Origin of the sequence: Duganella guangzhouensis (assembly GCF_009674535.1) — a bacterium.
Classification (GTDB): domain Bacteria; phylum Pseudomonadota; class Gammaproteobacteria; order Burkholderiales; family Burkholderiaceae_D; genus Rugamonas; species Rugamonas guangzhouensis.
Genome location: NZ_WKJK01000013.1, coordinates 166,084 through 183,417 on the forward strand (window position 1 = coordinate 166,084; position 17,334 = coordinate 183,417).

Here is a 17,334-nt window from a genome sequence, read left to right on the forward strand (position 1 = left end):
TGAACCTTTGTTATCATTGCGCCTTACCAACGGAGTGCCACCATGATTTTCCGCCAACTATTCGACCCCACCTCCTCCACCTACACCTACCTGCTGGGCGACAGCGGCGAAGCGGTGCTGATCGATCCTGTTTATGAGCAAGTGCCGCGCGACCTGGCACTGCTGCAGGAACTGGGGCTGAAACTGGTGGCGACGCTGGACACCCACGTCCACGCCGACCACGTCACCGGCGCCTGGCGGCTGCGTCAGCGCAGCGGCAGCCGCATCGCCATCTCGGCCGCGTCCGGCGCCAGCGAGGCCGACGCGCCCTTGAAGCACGGCGACCGCGTCAGCTTCGGCCAGCGCGCGCTGAACGTGCGCGCCACGCCCGGCCACACCAGCGGCTGCCTGAGCTATGTGCTGGACGACCAGAGCATGGCCTTCACCGGCGACAGCCTGCTGATTCGCGGCTGCGGCCGCACCGACTTCCAGCAAGGCAGCCCGCAGCAACTGTTCGCCTCGGTGCATGAACAAATCCTGTCGCTGCCGGGTGAATGCCTGCTATATCCGGGCCACGACTATCGCGGCATCACCGTCACCAGCGTGGCCGAAGAACGGCGCTACAACCCGCGCCTGGGTGGCGATGTCGACGTGGGCGACTTCAGCGGCTATATGAACAACCTCCACCTGCCGCATCCGAAACAGATGGCGGTGGCGGTACCGGCCAACCTGCGCTGCGGCAAACCGGAAGGCGACGCGCCGACCGACACGCCGGACTGGGCGCCGCTGACGCTGCGTTTCAGCGGCGTGTGGGAAATCGAACCGATGGCCTTGCTGGAGCAATTGAACAAAGTGCAGATCGTCGACGTACGCGAGGCGCCGGAATTCATCGACAAGCTGGGCCATCTGCATGGCGCGCAGTTGGTGCCGCTGTCGGCACTGACCGAGCGCATGAGCGAGTTCGACCGCGAGCAGCCGATCGTCGCCGTGTGCCGTTCCGGCGTACGCTCGGCCCAAGCCAGCGTGCTGCTGACCAAAGCCGGCTTCAGCAAAGTCGCCAACCTGGCCGGCGGCATGCTGCGCTGGAAAATCGAAGGCTACCCGGTAGACTCCGATCCCGCTTAAAGGATGGTGGCCAGTGCGCACTGGCGGTAGTGGTTGGCGGCTTCCTGCTCCTGGCCCAACGCTTCGTGCAGTTGCGCCAGTTTGAGGTGGGATTCGCGTACCATGCGTGGATCGGCGGCGTCGGACAACGCCTGTTCCAGATAGCGCTGGGCTTTGCCCCACAGTTTTTGCTTCAGGCACAGCGAGCCCAGTGTCAGCGCCAGTTCGGCGTCGGTCGGACGGGCGTGTGCCCAGTTTTCGCAATGCTCGATCTGCATCAGCAAGGCGGCTGAGCCGGCCGGCGCGGCGGCTTCTCGGTAGGCGCGCACTACGCGCTCGTCCCAGTCGGCCGCCAATGATTCTTCCGCCACCAGCCGCGCTTCGTCGTGCAGGCCGCGTGCGTTCAGCGCGGAGGCGGCACGGCAGGCGACATATGGCTTGAGACGGTCGGCATTCGGCACGGTGGCCCACACCCGCAGCAGCGATTCGGCGTCGTGGCTGCTGTCGGATAGCAGGTCGTCGTACGCTAGCTCACGCAGGCGCGACGATAAAGCCGGATGCAGCGCGCGGTGCTTGTCCAGCGAGCGCACCAGGCGCAGCACTTCCGGCCAGTTTTTGGCCTGCTGCTGGGCTTTCAGCGACATCTGCAGCGCGTGAATGTGGCGCGTGCCGCTGGCGTTCAGTTCGCGCACGGCGTCCAGCGCGGCTTCCGGCTGATGGTCGTCGACCAGCAGTTCGGTCATGGTCATCAGGCGCGCGGTTTTCATGCCGTTGTCGTCGACCAGTTTGTTCAGCCACTGCTCGCGGCGCGCGCCTTGACGCATACGGTGCGCGGCGCGGGCGCCGATCAGCGCGGCGACGCCGGCATTTTCCTGCAGTTCGGAGGCGCGCAGCGCGGCTTTTTCGGCGTGGCCGAAGCGGCCTTCGAACAGCGCTTTCAAGGCTTCGCGCAGACCTTTGTTGCCTTCGCGCTCGCGCTTTTGCTGGCGGTAGGCGGCGACTTTGCCTGGCATTTTGACGGTGGCGCGGAAGGCGCGGATCACCACGTACAGGAAGGCGAACAGCGCCACTTCCAGCACCACGAAGAAGTTCAGCGACAGGTCGTAGCGGTACGGCGGATAGAACAGCACCACGTTGCCCGGATTGAAACGCGCCGTCACGGCAATACCGATGGCGGCGGCCATCATGGCGACTAACCAGAGGAATAAACGCATACTATGGCTTCGCTTTGTAGTTGCGCACAGCGTTCAGGCTGTCCGCCAGGGTCGGCATTTCGATCGCCAGGTTGCTGCCCTGGACCTGGCGCAGCAGCGCCTGCACGGTCTGGGTCGAACGGGCGCGGGTGTCGAAATACTTGGTCAGCGCTTCTTGGGCTGCGATCAGGTCGGCGCGGAAGGCGCCTTCGTTACGCGACAGCAGCGCCATGCGCGCGTTCAGCAGGCGCAGTTTGAGGTTTTCGCGCAGGAAGTAAGCCTGGGTTGGCGACATCATCAGCGCATCCGGGGTGTCGACGTTGCGCACCCGGATCAGTTGACGGACGTCGATCCACATTTCGCTGCTCCAGCCGTTCCAGCCATCCTGCAGTGCCTGCAGCCAAGGACTGGTGGTGCTTTCCTCGACCTTGACCGGCTTGCCATCCTTGCCGTGCACGACCTTGGCTTTGACTTTCTTTTCCGGCGCGGCCGGCAGCGCCGGCTTTTCGTCCGACAGCATCGGCAAGGTGTCGATCTGCGCGATGACGTTGTCCAGGCGCAGCGCCATGCCCACCGAGTCGACGCTCGGCAGCGCCTTCAGCTTGTCGGTATCGCGCGCGATGGCGCGGCGGATGGTGATGAATTGCGGCTTGTCGGAACGCGACAGGCTGCGGTCGGCATTCTGCAGCGCGATCAGCGCGCCCGGCACATTGCCGGCCAGTTGCAGCTCCTGCGACGCGGTCGACAGCACTTGTTCGATTTCGGTCAGCGCCCACTCGTCGCGGTTCTTGGACAGATCCTGGTACAGCTGCTCCAGCGCCAGTTGCTGGCTCTGCGCTTCCTGCTGTTTGCTTTCCAGCAGGGCGACCTTGGCCTGCAATTCCTTGGTGCTTTCCTGCACGCTGCGCACCAGGTTGCCGGTGTCGGCATTCGAGGCATCGCCTTTTTGCAGGCGCAGCGCCATTTCCTCGCGCAGCTTGTTGACGCGCGCGTGCGACGACCAGGTCTGGCCTGCCAGCAAGATGGCCAGCACGACGATCCCCACCGCCAGCATTTGTGGCTGCTGCAGGGTTTCGAGCAGACTGGGCTCAGACGGGGCCGGCGGTGGCGCGGATGGCGTCGCGGGTGGCGTCTCGGCAGCGGCGGCCGAAACGGCTGGATCTGGTAAGGTAGGCAATTCGTTCATAGGCGTGATTGTAACGCGGCCAGCAGGCGTTCGTCGCCTGATCCTGTGAGCGTCACCTTGGAAAATCCTAAATTTTTTGCCGTTTCGGCAATTCGGGCATGGGGCACAATCAGATGCTGTTGTTGCATAGCTACAACGCTATTGTGCTGCATCGCCACAGGATGCCGCAAGTCCATCTGATGCAGGAGACCGACCAGGCCACGCAGCGCTTCCGAGCTGGTGATGATCCAGTCGTTTTGCTGCGCCAGCAAACGCTGTAGCGTGGCGGCCAGTTGCTCGCTCAGCGCCGGCACGGCGCGACGGTAGGCCGGCACCACGTCGACCAGGGCGCCGGCGGCGCGTAGGCCGTCGGCCATCAGTTCGCGACCGCTGTCGCCGCGCACAATCAACACCGGCTTGCCGCTCAGCGCCGACAGGTCCAGGCTTTGCAACAGGCTTTCACTGTCGCTCTGGGCGGCGTCGCCCGGGCTGACGATGTGGCTGACGCCGCGCGCGGCCAGCGCGGCGCGGCTGCCCTCGCCCACCACGGCGGCGATCACCCCGGCCGGCCACTGCCTGATATAAGCGAAGGCGGCGTCGATGGCGTTGGGCGAGACGAAGGCGACCAGCGCATAATCCCGCAGCCGGGCCAAGGCGGCCTGCAGCGGCGCGCTGTCCGGCAGCGGTGTGATTTCCAGCAGCGGCAGGATTTCGGCCACGCGGCCCAGCGCGGCTACGCGGTCGGCCAGTGGCTGAGCTTGCGCCAGGGGACGGGTGATGATGACGGCGCCGGTCATCCGTGAATCAAGCGGCACCAGCGGGCTTGGCGGCGGCAGCGCTGGCGGCCAGCTCGGCCGAGCGGGCGTCGTCATCGGCTTGTGCCGCGTCGCTCAGGCAGGCCGCCAGGATGCCCTCGGCGTCCTGCGCGCGCAGCAGCTCGGCCACTTGCAGGCCCAGCGCTTCAGCGCTGTCGGCCGGGCCACGCGCCTCGGCGCTGATGATGCGCTGACCATCCGGGGTGGCGACCAGCGCGCGCAGATGCATCTGGTCGCCGGTGATGGTGGCGTACGAGGCCAGCGGCACCTGGCAACTGCCGCCAAACACTTGCGACACCTTGCGTTCGGCGATCGACACCAGCGCGCTCGGCGTGTGGTGCAGCGGCGCCAGCAGCGAGGCCAGATCCAGGCCATCGTCGCGCTCGGGAATTTCCAGCGCCAGCGTGCCCTGCCCCGGCGCCGGCAGGCTGACATCGGCGTCCAGCACGGCGCGAATGCGCGACGCCAGGCCCAGACGTTTGAGGCCGGCGGCGGCCAGGATGATGGCGGCATACTCGCCACGGTCCAGTTTGCCCAGACGTGTATCCAGATTACCACGCAGTGGTTTGATCACCAGTTGCGGATAGCGCGCCGCGATCAGCGCCTGGCGGCGCAAGCTGCTGGTGCCGACGATGGCACCGGCCGGCAGCGCGTCCAGCGATGCATAGTCATTCGAAACAAAGGCGTCGCGCGCATCTTCGCGCTCCAGCACAGCGGCCATGGCGAAACCCTCGGGCAACTCCATCGGCATATCCTTGAGGCAATGCACGGCCAGGTCGGCGCGACCCTCGGCCATCGCCACTTCAAGTTCTTTAACAAACAAGCCCTTGCCACCCACTTTGGACAGGGTGCGATCCAGAATTTGATCGCCGCGGGTCGTCATTCCTACAATTTTGACATCACACTGCGGATATAATAATGCCAAGCGATCACGGACGTGCTCGGCCTGCCACATGGCAAGACGGCTTTCGCGCGACGCGATCACCAACCGGGTTGGGGGAATTTTAGGGTTAAGCAAACCCACTTCGGATGTTTTCAAAACCAGTTCTTTCGCTGTAGCTAACGCTCACCGGCGCAAGCCAGTACCACGCGCGTGTTTAAGATCACAAATTTTAGCACGCTCACATTCTTGCAGAACCGGGTCACAAGCCCTTGCACCGACATATTTCACCTCTTTGTGACTTAAAACACATGGCCCATCCATCTAGTGCATTGAACGATCAAACTGCTGAACAAGCGGGCGCCGACAAAGACGCGCCGTTGAAAGAAGACATTCGCTTATTAGGTCGCCTGCTGGGCGACGTATTGCGCGACCAGGAAGGCGAGGAAGTCTACGCCGTGGTCGAGACCATCCGGCAAACCGCCGTGCGCTTCCGGCGCGAGGCCGATGCCGGCGCCGCCAAGGAACTGGACGGCATGCTGAAAATCCTGACCAAGGAACAAACCATTTCGGTGGTGCGCGCCTTTTCCTATTTCTCGCATCTGGCCAATATCGCCGAGGATCAGCATCACATCCGCCGCCGCCGCGCCCACCTGCTGGCTGGCTCGGCGCCGCAGCAAGGCAGCGTCAACTTCGCGCTGGACAAGCTGAAACAGGCCGGCGTCAGCCAGGACACCGTGACCAGCTTCTTCCAGGAAGCGCTGATTTCGCCGGTGCTGACCGCCCACCCGACCGAGGTGCAGCGCAAATCCATCCTCGACGCCGAGCACGACATCGCGCGCCTGCTGGCCGAGCGCGATCTGCCGCTGACGCCGAAGGAACGCGCCGCCAATCTGCACCTGCTGCGCGCCCGCATCGCCACGCTGTGGCAGACCCGCATGCTGCGCTATAGCAAGCTGACCGTGGCCGACGAGATTGAAAACGCGCTGTCCTACTACCGCATCACCTTCCTGCGCGAACTGCCGGGCCTGTACGACGACATCGAGCAAGACATCGTCGACCATTACGGCGAGGCCGCGCAAATCAGCGCGCCCTACGTGCAGATGGGCAGCTGGATCGGCGGCGACCGCGACGGCAACCCCAACGTCAACGGCAACACCATGTCGCACGCGCTGACGCGCCAGGCCACCACCATCCTCGATTTCTATCTGGAAGAAGCGCACACGCTGGGCGCCGAACTGTCGATCTCGACGCTGATGATTCCATGCTCGGCGGCACTGACGGCGCTGGCCGACCAGTCGCCGGACACCTCCGACCACCGCGCCGACGAACCCTATCGCCGCGCCCTGATCGGCATCTACGCCCGCCTTGCCTCGACTGCGCGCGCGCTGGGCGCCACCAACATCCTGCGCAAGGAAGTCGGCCACGCCGAGCCGTACCAGGAAGCCGCCGAATTCGCGGCCGACCTGCAGGTGCTGATCGATTCGCTGAACGCCAATCACGGCGCGGTGCTGGTGCAACCACGCCTGATGACCTTGAAGCGCGCGGCCGACATCTTCGGCTTCCACCTGGCTTCGCTGGACATGCGGCAATCGTCCGACATCCACGAGCGCGTGCTGGCCGAGCTGTTCAGCAAGTCCGGTGTGCAAGCCGACTACGCCGCGCTGGACGAGGACGCCAAGGTCAAACTGCTGCTGAGCGAACTGGCGCAACCACGCCTGCTGAATTCGCCGTACATCAGCTACTCGGCCGAGACCGTGTCGGAATTGGGCGTGCTGCGCGCCGCGCGCGACATCCGTGCCCGCTACGGCGCGCGCGCGATCCGCAACTACATCATCTCGCACACCGAAACCGTGTCCGACCTGCTGGAAGTGCTGCTGCTGCAGAAAGAGCTGGGCCTGTTGCGCATCGCGGAGCAAGAGCTGGACCTGATGGTGATTCCGCTGTTCGAAACCATCCCCGACCTGCAGCGCGCGGCCGGCATCATGGAAGCCGTGATGGCGATCCCGCTGGTGAAAACGCTGATCGCCAAGCAAGGCCAGATCCAGGAAGTCATGCTGGGCTACTCCGACTCCAACAAGGACGGCGGCTTCCTGACCTCCAACTGGGAACTGTACAAAGCCGAAACCAATCTGGTGACGGTGTTTGAAAAAGCCGGCGTCAAGCTGCGCCTGTTCCACGGCCGTGGCGGCACCGTCGGTCGCGGCGGCGGTCCATCGTACGACGCCATCCTGGCACAGCCGCACGGCACCGTGAATGGCCAGATCCGTCTGACCGAACAGGGCGAGATCATCGCGTCCAAGTTCTCCAACAAGGATATCGGCCGCCGCAATCTGGAGCTGCTGGTGGCCGCCACGCTGGAAGCCAGCCTGATGCCGCTGTCGGAAGACGCCGCGCATCAGACCCAGCTGCGCCAGTTCGAAGCCATCATGGCCGAGATTTCGGACCGCGCTTACAAAGCCTACCGCAATCTGGTGTACGAAACCCCGGGCTTCACCGACTACTTCTTCACCGCCACGCCGATTGCCGAGATCGCCGAGCTGAACCTGGGTTCACGCCCGGCCTCGCGTAAATCGACCAAGCGGATTGAAGATTTGCGCGCGATTCCGTGGGGCTTCTCGTGGGGCCAGTGCCGCCTGCTGCTGCCGGGCTGGTACGGTTTCGCCAGCGCCATCGGCGGCTGGATCGCGGATGGCGACCAGGCCGAACGCGTGGCCCAGTTGCAGGCTATGTTCAAGCACTGGCCGCTGTTCGCCACGCTGCTGTCGAATATGGACATGGTACTGGCCAAGACCGACCTGGCGATCGCCTCGCGCTACGCCGAGCTGGTGCAGGACAAGGAGCTGCGTGATCGCATCTTCAAGCGCATCACCGAAGAGCACGCGAACACCATCAGCCTGCTGGAAAACATCACCGGCGCCAGCGAGCGTCTGGCTGGCAACCCGCTGCTGGCGCGCTCGATCCAGAACCGCTTTGCCTACCTGGATCCGCTGAACCACTTGCAGGTCGAGCTGATCAAGCGCCACCGCGCGCTGTCCAACGAAAGCAAGGCGGATGAGCGGGTGCATCGCGGCATTCACCTGTCGATTAACGGCGTCGCGGCGGGCTTGCGCAACACCGGCTAATCAGCCTAAACGCCCCGCTCGCCGGGGCGTTTTTTTACAGCGGTCCCTTGAACAGCATCAGCTGCACAAAGCCGGGGCCGGCCGCGACAAGCTGCGCTTGGGTTTGCAGGAAGTCCTCGCCATCGCCTTCCACATCCTGGGACTCGCCATATTCCACATCCGGCTTTCGCTGGACGGCGGTTTCCAGCGTACGCGCCGCCAGCAGCAAATCAAACGCGGAGTCGCCCTTGAGCAGCCTCAGCCGACGCAGCAATTGGCCAGCGCTGGCGAACGCCTGCTTGCGCGTGGCGCCCTGCTTCAGGATGGCAGGACTGCTGAAGCGGAACTTGGTGACGAAATACTCGCAACCGCCATGCTCCAACAACACGCTCTCGCCGGAAGCCAGTTGGAACGACTCCTGCGCCTCCGTGGCGGACAAGCGCTTGAACTGATAATTGCGAAGGCCAGGCTGATGCGGCGTGAACATCGGCTCGGCCTCACTGCGCATGCAGCTATCTTCGGCCCAGGCCGACAGCGACAGCAGCAACAGCAAGGCGGCATAGAAAGTTTTCATTTTATTTGCAGCCGCACGACGCGGCCGGTACGGTCTTCAACCAAGTAGATATTGCCGTCAGGCCCCTGCTTGATGTCGACCGGCGCCCCCATCGGCTGCTTGTGCTTGGGTCCCCAATCGCCGATTAGCTCGTACATCTTGCCGAGCGGCGCGCCGTTGCGGTCGGGCAGGATGGCGACCAGACGGTGGCCGTGGTCGCGATAGCCGTGAAAGCCGATGATCAAGCTATTTTTGTAGGCTGCAGGATAAGCCGAGCCGGTGTAGAAAGTCATGCCCAGCGGTGCGGCATGCGCCGGCAGCAACCGCGCCGGCGCAGCGTAGGGCTTGCAATCGGCCTGCGGATATTCGGGACTGGCGCGGTTGTCATCGTAGCAGTAAGGCCAGCCATAGTTGGCACCGCGCCGGATCAGGTTCAGCTCATCGTGTGGCAAGTCGTTATCGTTGGCTAGGCCGGGCATGGCGGCCTGGATGAAGTCGCGGGCATTGTCGGCTTCCCACATTGCACCGGTGACAGGATGAATCGCCAGTGCCTGCGAGTTGCGCAAGCCGGTCGCATAGTTCTCCCAGCTGACGACCTTACCTTGCGCCATCGTGTATTTGCGGATGACACCCAGCGCCTGCGGGCCTTCCGCTTCGGCGCAGCGCTGCGAGGGTGGTGGCGCCTTGCCGTCCTGGTCTTCGCAATGATCGCTGGCAGAGCCGACGTTGACGAATAAATTTCCCTGCGCGTCAAAGCGCATGGTGGTCAGCAGGTGACGGCCCAAGCCAGGCAAACGCGCCACGCCGGAATCGCCACCAATGACGTCCTCGACGGCGCCGGGGTGGCGCGGATCAAAGCGAATGACGCGGCCGACCAAGCCAAGGTAGAGCAAGCCATCCGGCCCCTGCACGATGCCGTTCGGTCGGTCGAGCCCGCTCAGCAGGCGGATGCGCTCATAGTTTCCGGCAGCGGCCTTCAGCAACCAGACACTGCCACGGTTCGGCTCCCAGTTGCGCATGTCGACCACCACCAGATCGCCATTCGGCAGTGGCTGTATGCCACGCGGGAATTTGAAGCCGTCGGCCAGCACCGCCGCGCAAAAACCACCCGGCGTGCTGACGTCCAGACGCGGAAAGCCGCCGCAGGTGTCGGCCGCCTGCGCTTGCAACCATGCCGCCAGCAACGACCATCCCAGCCAACGCCTGCTCATGCGTGCGGCAGCCAGGCCGGTTTTTGGTCCACAAACAGTTCGCGCTGCACGATGCCGTCGTATTCCGGTTCCAGTGTGCCGAGTGTGATGGCGATGCGGTCCGGCGACTGCGTGCTGCGCCAGAACAGTGTCGAGCCACACACGCGGCAAAAACCGCGTCGTCCTTCGGCCGACGAGGCATACTCCGTGATCAACTCGGCGCCCTGCTCCACCACAAAACCCGCGCCGGCGACATTGGCGTAGCTGCCGGCCGCCGCGCCATGCTGCTTCTGGCACATGGTGCAATAGCAGTGGCTGGCATGAAACACCGGCAACGCCGCCCGATAGCGCACGCCGCCACACAAGCAACTGCCATGCAATTCATCCTGTTTCATGCCACCTCCCTTGCACTCAATATTGCAATATACATCATGCCGGGAGCAATTGCGGTCTTGCCATGAGCACTGCCATAGAATAGAATGCGAATCATTATCATTTACTAAGATGCGGCGAATTGGCGATCCAGCGACAAGTTGAAGCTCTGTATGCCGACCATCATGGCTGGTTGCAAGGCTGGTTACAGCGCAAGCTCGGCTGCAGCCATGGCGCCGCCGATCTGACGCAAGACACCTTTCTGCGCATCCTGAATTCGCGCGACGCCCTGCTGGGCGCCATTCAAACGCCGCGCGCCTATCTGACCACCACCGCCAAGCGCCTGCTGGTCGACCGCTCGCGCCGGCAAGTGATCGAACAAGCTTATCTGCAAAAACTGGCGCTGATCGCCGGCAGCCTGCCCGGCCATCCGTCGCCCGACGAGATTCTGGTCGCGCTGCAGGCGCTGGAGCAGATCGGCGCCGCGCTTGACGGATTGGCGCCGAAGCCGCGCGCCGCCTTCCTGCGCCACTACCTCGATGAGCACACCCACGCCGCCATCGCCGCCGAACTGGGCGTTTCCACACGCATGGTGCAGAAATATCTGGTGCAGGCACTGCTGCACTGCCGCGCCCAATGCCAGTCGCTGAGCCAGCATGGCATCTGAATACCGCCACGACCCGATCGCCGAACAGGCGGCGCAATGGATCATGCTGCTGACGGCGGACGACGCCGCCGAACGCCGGCAAGCGCGTGCCGGTTTCGATGCGTGGCGCGGCGCCGATCCGCGCCACGCCGCCGCCGCCGCCGAGCTGGAACAATTCATCGGCAAGTTCAGCACCGTGCGCGCCAACAGCGGCGACGATAGCCGCGCCGCCAGTGCCGCGCTGGACGCCGCCCACACCAGCCGTCAGCGCCGCCAGCGCGTCAAACGTCTGAGCGCCGCCGTCACGCTGGCGGTGGTGCTGGCCGCGCCGGCCTGGCTGGCCTTGCAGGCGTGGCCGGTGCCGTATCTGTTGGCCGACCTGCGCACCGGTACCGGTCAATGGCAGACCCAGTTGCTGGCCGACGGCAGCCGCATCACCCTCAACAGTGGCAGCGCGGTCAATCTGCACTATGACGCCAGCCGCCGCAGTATCGAGCTGGTGCAGGGCGAAATGCTGGTCGATGTGGCCAAGGATGCGCAACGGCCGTTCGTGGTGGAAACCGCCGATGGCAGCATCCGTGCACTCGGCACCCACTTCGTGGTCGAGCGCAAGGCCGACGCCACCACACTCAGCATGATCGAATCCAAGGTCGCGGTGCAGACCGCCAACCAGCGCGCCGCCCACACCAGCAGCAGCGGCGGCACACTGGTGACGGCGGGCCAGCGCGTGCGCATTACCGCCGGCGCCGTCACCCCGGCCGAGGCCATCGACACCCGCAGCCTGGCCGACGCGTGGCGCCGCCACCAGTTGGTAGTGCGCGACCTGCCGTTGTCCGATGTGCTGGACCAACTGGCGCGCCACCGCCGCGGCCACATCCACTACGACCGCGCCCAGATCGCGCAGATCCGCGTCAACGCCGTACTGCCGCTGGACGATAGCGACGCCGCGCTGCAACTGCTGCTGGTGAACTTCCCTACCCTGCGCATCCGCACCATCACGCCATGGCTGGTGCTGGTGGATGCGCCTTAAAAAATATTTTGACTGGATGGTTCCACTTTTCCGCTGCTGGTACGTCAAGGGGGTCTACACCAACGAAACGAGGAATCATCCGTCATGCCCGCATCGCACAACCCTGTCCCGAAACCTTTGACGCTTGCCGTCCGCATCGCTTTTGCCGCCACGCTGGCGCTGAGCCTGAACCCGCCGGCACACGCCCAGACCGCGCCGGCGGCGGTGGTCACATACGACATCCCGGCCGCACCGCTGGCCGAAGCGCTGACGCTGTACTCGCAGCAGGCCGGGGTAGCGATGGTGATGGACGCCAGTCAGTTGCGCGGCCTGCGCGCGCCAGCCCTGCAAGGCAGTTACGCGGTCGAGGAAGGCTTTGCGATCCTGCTGCGCGGCAGCGGCTACAGCGTGGCGCGCACCGCGGTCGGCTATGTGCTGCGTCCGGCTGGCGTCAGCGCCACGCCGCCGGCCAGCGCCGCTACGTCCGCCGCTCCCGCCGATGCGGTGCTGGGCGCCGTCACCGTCACCGCCGAGGCCGACAGCGATGGACGCACCGAAGGCAGCGGCCGCTACACCACGAGCGGTCCCAGTCGCACCGCGACCGGCCTCAATATGACGCTCAAGGAAACCCCGCAAGCGATCAGCATCGTCACCCAGCAGCAGATGCAGGACCAGCACATGCGCTCGCTCGACGATGTGGCCGATGGCGCCACCGGCCTCACCTACAGCAAGCTGGGCACCGAACGCTCCTACTTCTATTCGCGCGGCAACGCCGTCACCGATCTGCAGATCGACGGCATGTCGACCAGTCTGGCGGAAAGCTTTTCCACCGACGTGCTGTCGCTGAACAATATGGCGATTTATGACCGGGTTGAGATTGTGCGCGGCGCCAACGGCCTGCTGCAAGGTTCCGGCAATCCGTCCGCTGTGATTAATCTGGTGCGCAAGCGCCCGACCCGTGAATTCCAGCTCAGCGCCGAAGTCGGTGCGGCGTCATGGGCCGACTACACCGGCCAGCTCGATGTATCCGGTTCGCTGAACCAAAGCGGCAGCGTGCGCGGCCGTGCTGTGCTGTACGGGAATCACGCCAACAGCTACCGCAACGGCGCCGGCACCAACAACAAGCTGCTATATCTGATCGGCGAAGCGGATCTGGCCCCCGCTACCACCGTCAGCTTCGGCCTCACCGCGCAGAAAGACGATCACCGCGGCTACGACTGGGGCGGACTGCCGATCAAGGCCGACGGCTCGTTCTACGACCTGCCACGCTCGACCTCGCTGGCCGGGCCGTGGGCCCACCTGAACCGCAACAACTATTCGATCTTCGGCGACCTGACCCATTATTTCGCCAACGGCTGGACCGTCAGCGCCGCCGCCAACGGCATCCGCTCCAAAGCCGACTATCTGGCCTCGATTTCCACCCGCGTCAGCGGCGACACCTTCCTGCTGAGCACCTCCAACACGCTGTACAACGACCGCCAGTGGTCGCTGAACCTGAAGGCCAACGGCAACTTCACGCTGTTCGGCCGCGAACATGAACTGATTATCGGCGCCAGCAACCGCAAGGACCATCTGTACTACCCGTACTACTCGGCCACCTCGACCAGCACCATCGACATCAACGATCCGAACTTCTGGCCGATCCCGCAGCCGGCCATCAACTACGCCAGCAACCTCAACGTCAGCTACCGGCGCAGCGAGCAAGGCCTGTTCGCGGCCACCCGCCTGCACGCCACCGATGCGCTCAGCGTCATTCTCGGCACCCGCCTCAGCTGGGCCGACTACGCCGTCAAAACCAGCTACGTCAACAGCCGCTACGACTCCGGCCGACAGTCTGTGCCGTATGCCGGGCTGGTCTACCAGCTAACGCCGCAGCACTCGCTGTACACCAGCTATACCAACATCTTTTCGGTGCAGCAATCGTTCGGCCCGAATGGCCTGCTCGATCCGCTCAAGGGACGCAACTATGAAGGCGGCGTGAAAAGCACCTTCTTCGGCGGCCTGAATACGGCGGTTGCCGCGTTCCAGACCGATCAGATCAACCTGCCGGTGGCGCTGAACGTGCCGGCCACCTGCGGCGCGGCCGGCAACAGCAACTGCTACGCCGCAGGCGCCAAGGTGCGCACGCGCGGGGTGGAACTGGAAGCGTCGGGCGCGCCAGTGACGGGCTTGAATCTGGCGGCAGGCTATACCTACGCCAATCCGAGTTATGAGGAAGGTCCGAACATCGGCAAACAGTACAACACCGCAATTCCGCGCCGGGTGCTGAAATTGTCCGGCGACTACACGCTACCGGGCGGCCAGTGGCGGGTCGGCGGCAAGCTGCAGTCGCAAAGCAGTATGTACTACCAGTACACCGGCTACAAGGTGTCGGAAGGCGGCTATAGCGTGCTGGACCTGCATGCCAACTATCGCTACAGCCACCACCTGAGCGTCCAGCTCAACATCCGCAACGCGACCGACAAGCACTACTACCAGACCATCCCGCCGACCACCTACTTCCGTGGCCTGCTGTACGGTGCGCCGCGCAGCTTCGCGGCCACGGTCCGATATGACTACTAAATAAAAAAGGGAGGCCGCGGCCTCCCTTCTGGTTTAGTTCTGCGTCAGGAACGTTTTCAGCTTGTCCGAACGCGATGGCTGGCGCAGCTTGCTCATCGCCTTGGCTTCGATCTGGCGGATACGTTCGCGCGTCACGTCGAATTGCTTGCCCACTTCTTCCAGCGTGTGGTCGTTCGACATTTCGACGCCGTAGCGCATGCGCAGCACCTTGGCTTCGCGCGGGGTCAGCGAATCCAGCACTTCCTTGATGACGTTGCGCATCGAGGCGTGCAGCGCGGCATCCAGCGGCGCCAGCGTGGTGTTGTCTTCGATGAAGTCGCCCAGCTGCGAATCGCCGTCCTCGCCCATCGGCGTTTCCATCGAGATCGGCTCTTTGGCGATCTTCATGATTTCGCGGACTTTGTTTTCCGGCATTTCCATCTTGACCGCCAAGGTCGCCAGGTCCGGCTCGCTGCCGGTTTCCTGCATGATCTGACGCGAGATGCGGTTCATCTTGTTGATGGTCTCGATCATGTGCACCGGCACGCGGATGGTACGGGCCATGTCGGCGATCGAACGGGTGATGGCCTGACGAATCCACCAGGTGGCGTAGGTCGAGAACTTGTAGCCGCGACGGTATTCGAACTTGTCTACCGCCTTCAGCAGACCGATATTGCCTTCCTGGATCAGATCCAGGAATTGCAGGCCGCGGTTGATGTACTTCTTGGCGATCGAGATCACCAGACGCAAGTTGGCCACGGTCATTTCGCGCTTGGCCTGACGGGCGCGTTTCTCGCCGGCCGCCATCTGCTTGTTGATCTTGCGCAGGTCGGCCAGCGGCAGCGCCACGCGCGCCTGCAGGTCGATCATCTTGCGCTGCAGTTCCTTCACGGCCGGCACGTTACGGCCCAGCACCACCGAGTACGGATAGCCGGCATCGACTTCGCCGTCGACCCAGTCCAGATCGGTTTCGCTGCCCGGGAACACTTTGATGAAGTGCGCGCGCGGCATGCCGCAACGGTTGACGCACAGGTCCAGCACGGCGCGCTCGATCTGGCGCACTTCTTCCATCTGGCCACGCAGGGTGTCGCACAGCTTCTCGACCACCTTGGCGGTGAAGCGGATGCCCAGCAGCTCGGCCGAAATCGCTTCCTGCGCCGCGACGTAGGCTTTGGAGGCGTAACCGCCGGCGGCCTTGCGCATTTTTTCGAAGTTGCCTTCGATGAACTGGAATTTTTCCAGCGCGGCGATTTTCAGCTGCGCCAGTTGCTCAGTCGAGTAGCCGGCCGCGCCGCCGCCGGCGTCGCCATCTTCCTCGACGTCGTCTTCGACCTCTTCCTCATCGTCGTCGTCCGACGCGGCGCTGCTGACGGCGGGTGCCGGCGCCGATTCATACGGATCGACAAAGCCGTCGACCACGTCGTCGACCTTCATTTCGTCCGATTCGATTTTCTTGGCCAGCGCGATGATTTCAGCGATGGTGGTCGGGCAGGCGGAAATCGCCTGGATCATGTCTTTGAGACCTTCTTCGATCCGCTTGGCGATCTCGATCTCGCCTTCACGGGTCAGCAGCGACACCGCGCCCATTTCACGCATGTACATGCGGACCGGGTCGGTGGTACGGCCGAAGTCCGAATCCACGGTCGACAGCGCGGTGGCGGCGGCCGCCTCCACTTCGTCGTCCGAGGTGACGCTGGCGACGTTGTCGCTCAGCAGCAGCGCTTCGGCGTCCGGGGCGCGCTCGTAGATGGCGATGCCCATGTCGTTGAAGGTGGCGATGATGCCTTCGATCGCTTCCGGATCGATGATGTTTTCCGGCAACTGGTCATTGATCTCGGCGTAGGTCAGGAAGCCACGCTCTTTGCCCATATTGATCAGATTCTTGATCTGGACGCGGCGTTTTTCCAGTTCCTCGGCGCTGGCTTTCGGATCGTTGCCCAGAATATCCACGCCCTTGGCCTTGCGCTCGCGCGCTTTCGACACCGCTTTCAGCTCGGCGCGTTCGACCGCGTTCAGCGCGGCGATCTCGTCGTTCTCAGGCATGAATTCGGACGGCTTGCGGCCACGGCGGCCCGGCACCTTGACGCCCGGCAGTTGGTAGCCGGACGTATCGATCGAGGCCAGCGTGGCGGCATCGGTCACCTGGTTGACGGCCGGCGCGCCAGGCAAGGCGCCCGCCACCGGGGCCGGCTCCAGCTTGGCCTTGACCAGCTTGGACTTCGGCGCAAGCTTGACGCTGACGACCGCCTCATCGCCTTCGACGGCAACGCCCTTGCGTGCCACTTTGACCACGGTCGAGGCCTCGTCGCCGTCGCCGGCCGGCACTTCGGCATGCACCGACTCGGCGCTCGCGGCCAGGCGGGTTTTCTTTTTGACGACCGTTACTTTGCTCGCTGCCTCTTCATTATCGATGACATAAGATAGAGTCGTCTTCGGCACCACCAGCGGTGCGGCGCTGGCACGGGCGGCGGGCTTCTTGACGGACAACGTTAAAGTTTTCGGTTTTGTCATTAAAAATCTCTCAAACGTAGTCGTCAGAAATTACAAAAAAGCTGGCCCCGCGCCGACCGCGAGCGGTGCGCATGGGTGGAAATGTTGTAATTTAGCTGACGATTATCTGCGGAATAAAAAAAGCCCGCTTCCAGCCACGGGCTTGTTTCTCTGTTCAGGGAAGAATGAGAAGGGCAAATGAGAAGGGCACGGGCCCTGTGTCAAACCATCCGAATCGCATCCTGTACCAAGCTGAATCGCACTGTCCTGCATAGAGTGCGTCGAGCATTATA

The 17,334-nt window shown here is 63.8% G+C and carries 13 protein-coding genes; 5 read left to right on the top strand and 8 right to left on the bottom strand.

The features are described from left to right. The first annotated feature begins 42 nt into the window (after nucleotides 1-42). The gene (locus GJ699_RS23265) at nucleotides 43-1,104 is read left to right on the top strand and encodes an MBL fold metallo-hydrolase (protein ID WP_154380804.1); all 1,062 of its coding nucleotides are present in this window, start codon (nucleotides 43-45) and stop codon (nucleotides 1,102-1,104) included. Here the strand turns inward: GJ699_RS23265 and GJ699_RS23270 are convergent. From GJ699_RS23270 to hemC, 4 genes are read right to left on the bottom strand one after another with little or no spacing between them, the layout of a single operon-like run. Next, nucleotides 1,101-2,297 carry a heme biosynthesis protein HemY gene (locus GJ699_RS23270; protein ID WP_154380806.1) on the bottom strand — a complete coding sequence of 399 codons (1,197 nt, stop codon included), beginning with the start codon at nucleotides 2,295-2,297 and terminating at the stop codon, nucleotides 1,101-1,103. The genes GJ699_RS23265 and GJ699_RS23270 overlap by 4 nt on opposite strands. 1 nt (nucleotide 2,298) lies before the next feature. Next, on the bottom strand, nucleotides 2,299-3,462 hold the full coding sequence (locus tag GJ699_RS23275) for a uroporphyrinogen-III C-methyltransferase (protein ID WP_154380808.1): 1,164 nt from the start codon (nucleotides 3,460-3,462) through the stop codon (nucleotides 2,299-2,301). Beyond that, complete coding sequence (locus GJ699_RS23280; RefSeq protein WP_154380899.1) at nucleotides 3,459-4,238, bottom strand: uroporphyrinogen-III synthase; 780 nt, start codon at nucleotides 4,236-4,238, stop codon at nucleotides 3,459-3,461. The genes GJ699_RS23275 and GJ699_RS23280 overlap by 4 nt, the downstream gene beginning before the upstream one ends. Before the next feature lie 7 nt (nucleotides 4,239-4,245). After that, on the bottom strand, nucleotides 4,246-5,274 hold the full coding sequence (gene hemC, locus GJ699_RS23285) for a hydroxymethylbilane synthase (protein WP_267877737.1): 1,029 nt from the start codon (nucleotides 5,272-5,274) through the stop codon (nucleotides 4,246-4,248). A 173-nt stretch (nucleotides 5,275-5,447) separates the two neighbouring features. Here hemC and ppc point away from each other — a divergent pair, with 173 nt between their 5' ends. Next, nucleotides 5,448-8,261 carry a phosphoenolpyruvate carboxylase gene (ppc, locus tag GJ699_RS23290; RefSeq protein ID WP_154380810.1) on the top strand — a complete coding sequence of 938 codons (2,814 nt, stop codon included), beginning with the start codon at nucleotides 5,448-5,450 and terminating at the stop codon, nucleotides 8,259-8,261. A 34-nt stretch (nucleotides 8,262-8,295) separates the two neighbouring features. Here the strand turns inward: ppc and GJ699_RS23295 are convergent, their stop codons facing one another. From GJ699_RS23295 to GJ699_RS23305, 3 genes are read right to left on the bottom strand one after another with little or no spacing between them, the layout of a single operon-like run. Further along, nucleotides 8,296-8,814: a hypothetical protein gene (locus GJ699_RS23295; RefSeq protein WP_154380812.1), complete on the bottom strand. Its 519-nt coding sequence runs from the start codon at nucleotides 8,812-8,814 to the stop codon at nucleotides 8,296-8,298. Then, nucleotides 8,811-10,004: a PQQ-dependent sugar dehydrogenase gene (locus GJ699_RS23300; protein WP_154380814.1), complete on the bottom strand. Its 1,194-nt coding sequence runs from the start codon at nucleotides 10,002-10,004 to the stop codon at nucleotides 8,811-8,813. Before GJ699_RS23300 ends, GJ699_RS23295 begins: the two co-directional genes overlap by 4 nt. Then, on the bottom strand, nucleotides 10,001-10,378 hold the full coding sequence (locus tag GJ699_RS23305) for a GFA family protein (RefSeq protein ID WP_154380816.1): 378 nt from the start codon (nucleotides 10,376-10,378) through the stop codon (nucleotides 10,001-10,003). Before GJ699_RS23305 ends, GJ699_RS23300 begins: the two co-directional genes overlap by 4 nt. 119 nt (nucleotides 10,379-10,497) lie before the next feature. On the opposite strand from GJ699_RS23305, the gene GJ699_RS23310 reads away from it, so the two are divergent. From GJ699_RS23310 to GJ699_RS23320, 3 genes are all read left to right on the top strand, one after another. Then, entirely contained in the window at nucleotides 10,498-11,022 is a 525-nt protein-coding gene (locus tag GJ699_RS23310; protein WP_154380818.1) for a sigma-70 family RNA polymerase sigma factor, read from the top strand. Continuing rightward, nucleotides 11,012-12,031 carry a FecR family protein gene (locus GJ699_RS23315; RefSeq protein ID WP_154380820.1) on the top strand — a complete coding sequence of 340 codons (1,020 nt, stop codon included), beginning with the start codon at nucleotides 11,012-11,014 and terminating at the stop codon, nucleotides 12,029-12,031. Before GJ699_RS23310 ends, GJ699_RS23315 begins: the two co-directional genes overlap by 11 nt. A gap of 117 nt (nucleotides 12,032-12,148) precedes the next feature. Next, entirely contained in the window at nucleotides 12,149-14,572 is a 2,424-nt protein-coding gene (locus GJ699_RS23320) for a TonB-dependent siderophore receptor (RefSeq protein WP_229262255.1), read from the top strand. Between the two features lie 33 nt (nucleotides 14,573-14,605). On the opposite strand, the gene rpoD is transcribed toward GJ699_RS23320, so the two are convergent. Beyond that, the gene (gene rpoD / locus GJ699_RS23325; protein WP_154380824.1) at nucleotides 14,606-17,062 is read right to left on the bottom strand and encodes an RNA polymerase sigma factor RpoD; all 2,457 of its coding nucleotides are present in this window, start codon (nucleotides 17,060-17,062) and stop codon (nucleotides 14,606-14,608) included. Between the last annotated feature and the right edge of the window lie 272 nt (nucleotides 17,063-17,334).

What these genes read in the sequence shown, in the direction of transcription:
- GJ699_RS23265 (WP_154380804.1), top strand. Translation starts at nt 43, where the DNA reads ATGATTTTCCGCCAACTATTCGACCCCACCTCCTCCACCTACACCTAC.
- GJ699_RS23270 (WP_154380806.1), bottom strand. Translation starts at nt 2,297, where the DNA reads ATGCGTTTATTCCTCTGGTTAGTCGCCATGATGGCCGCCGCCATCGGT.
- GJ699_RS23275 (WP_154380808.1), bottom strand. Translation starts at nt 3,462, where the DNA reads ATGAACGAATTGCCTACCTTACCAGATCCAGCCGTTTCGGCCGCCGCT.
- GJ699_RS23280 (WP_154380899.1), bottom strand. Translation starts at nt 4,238, where the DNA reads ATGACCGGCGCCGTCATCATCACCCGTCCCCTGGCGCAAGCTCAGCCA.
- ppc (WP_154380810.1), top strand. Translation starts at nt 5,448, where the DNA reads ATGGCCCATCCATCTAGTGCATTGAACGATCAAACTGCTGAACAAGCG.
- GJ699_RS23295 (WP_154380812.1), bottom strand. Translation starts at nt 8,814, where the DNA reads ATGAAAACTTTCTATGCCGCCTTGCTGTTGCTGCTGTCGCTGTCGGCC.
- GJ699_RS23300 (WP_154380814.1), bottom strand. Translation starts at nt 10,004, where the DNA reads ATGAGCAGGCGTTGGCTGGGATGGTCGTTGCTGGCGGCATGGTTGCAA.
- GJ699_RS23305 (WP_154380816.1), bottom strand. Translation starts at nt 10,378, where the DNA reads ATGAAACAGGATGAATTGCATGGCAGTTGCTTGTGTGGCGGCGTGCGC.
- GJ699_RS23315 (WP_154380820.1), top strand. Translation starts at nt 11,012, where the DNA reads ATGGCATCTGAATACCGCCACGACCCGATCGCCGAACAGGCGGCGCAA.
- rpoD (WP_154380824.1), bottom strand. Translation starts at nt 17,062, where the DNA reads ATGACAAAACCGAAAACTTTAACGTTGTCCGTCAAGAAGCCCGCCGCC.